Below are 1611 nucleotides of genomic sequence, written 5' to 3' on the forward strand. Positions count from 1 at the left end.
ATTGTGGAGGCAACCGGTACCAATATTGTTGAACCGGGGTGGGTAGTGGAGATTAGCGATCGCAACCACCTCATCCTGACCAAATCCCCTAAAGATAAAGACCCAGCAGCAGCCACTGGCACAGAATCGCTGTCACCACCAAGAGAGCTGTCCCAGCAGACCACTGCCGATCCCGTCATGCTGGAGATTTTCAATAATCTGTTGATGGCCATTGCCGAACAGATGGGCTTTACCCTTCAAAAGACCAGCTATTCGGTCAACATCAAAGAACGATTAGACTTTTCCTGCGCCATCTTTGATCAGCAGGGACAGCTGGTGGCCAACGCTCCCCATATTCCCGTTCATCTGGGGTCCATGGGTGAAAGCATCGAAAGCCTGATTGCAGCCAAGGGTGATAGCCTAAAACCTGGCGATGTATATGTGCTCAATAATCCCTACAACGGGGGCACCCATCTACCAGATGTCACCGTAATCACGCCTGTTTTTCCCAGGGTCTCCTCACCTGAGTCTGAACAGCCGATATCCCCTCTCTTTTACGTTGCCTCCAGGGGGCATCACGCCGACATTGGCGGCATCACTCCAGGCTCCATGCCCCCCAACAGCACAACCGTGGACGAAGAGGGTGTGCTGATCGATAACTTCCAGCTGGTGGATCAGGGTCATTTTCGAGAACAGGAACTCCTGGAATTACTGACCCAGCCACCCTATCCGGTGCGTAACCCCACCCAGAATATTGCCGATCTCCAGGCCCAAATTGCCGCCAATGAAAAAGGGGTGCAGGAACTACATAAAATGGTGCAGCACTATGGTCTGCCCACCGTCCAGGCCTATATGCAACACGTACAGGACAATGCTGAAGAATCGGTGCGTCGGGTGATTGATGTGCTCAATCCCGGTCAATTTACCTATGCAATGGATGACGGTTGTCAGATACAGGTGGCCATTAGTTGCGATCGCACCCGCCGCAGTGCCCGCATCGATTTCTCCGGCACCTCACCCCAGCAGACCACCAACTACAACGCCCCAAAAGCCGTCTGCAAAGCAGCAGTACTCTACGTATTTCGCACCCTGGTAGACGACAAAATCCCCCTCAATGCCGGCTGTCTAAAGCCCTTGGAGATCATTATCCCCGCTGGCTGTATGCTCAACCCCCATTATCCAGCCGCTATTGTGGCCGGTAATGTGGAAACCTCCCAGGTGATTACCGACGCCCTCTATGGAGCCCTAGGCATCATGGCCGCATCCCAAGGCACCATGAACAACTTCACCTTTGGCAATGAACGCTATCAGTACTATGAGACCATCTGTGGTGGCTCCGGCGCAGGTCCCAATTACAATGGCACCGATGCCGTTCAAACCCACATGACCAACTCCCGACTGACCGATCCAGAAGTCTTAGAATGGCGCTTCCCTGTTTTGTTAGAGAGTTTTGCCATTCGTCAGGGTAGCGGCGGCCAGGGCTTACAGTCAGGCGGCAATGGCGTCATCCGTCGCATCAAGTTTCGAGAACCCATGACAGCCGCCATTCTCTCCAACCATCGTCACGTTCCCCCCTTTGGCCTGCATAGCGGCACACCTGGTCAGACCGGTCACAACTCTGTTGTGCGCCAA

Annotated in this window: 1 protein-coding gene; it reads left to right on the top strand. The window is 53.9% G+C overall.

Features of this window, described 5'->3' with window-relative positions; genetic code table 11:
* Nucleotides 1-1611 (top strand): hydantoinase B/oxoprolinase family protein (locus DXZ20_RS00700; RefSeq protein ID WP_163695710.1); only part of this gene is annotated, 1611 nt, incomplete at both ends.

Origin of the sequence: Adonisia turfae CCMR0081, from assembly GCF_011009555.1 — a bacterium.
In the GTDB taxonomy this organism is placed as follows: domain Bacteria; phylum Cyanobacteriota; class Cyanobacteriia; order Phormidesmidales; family Phormidesmidaceae; genus Leptothoe; species Leptothoe turfae.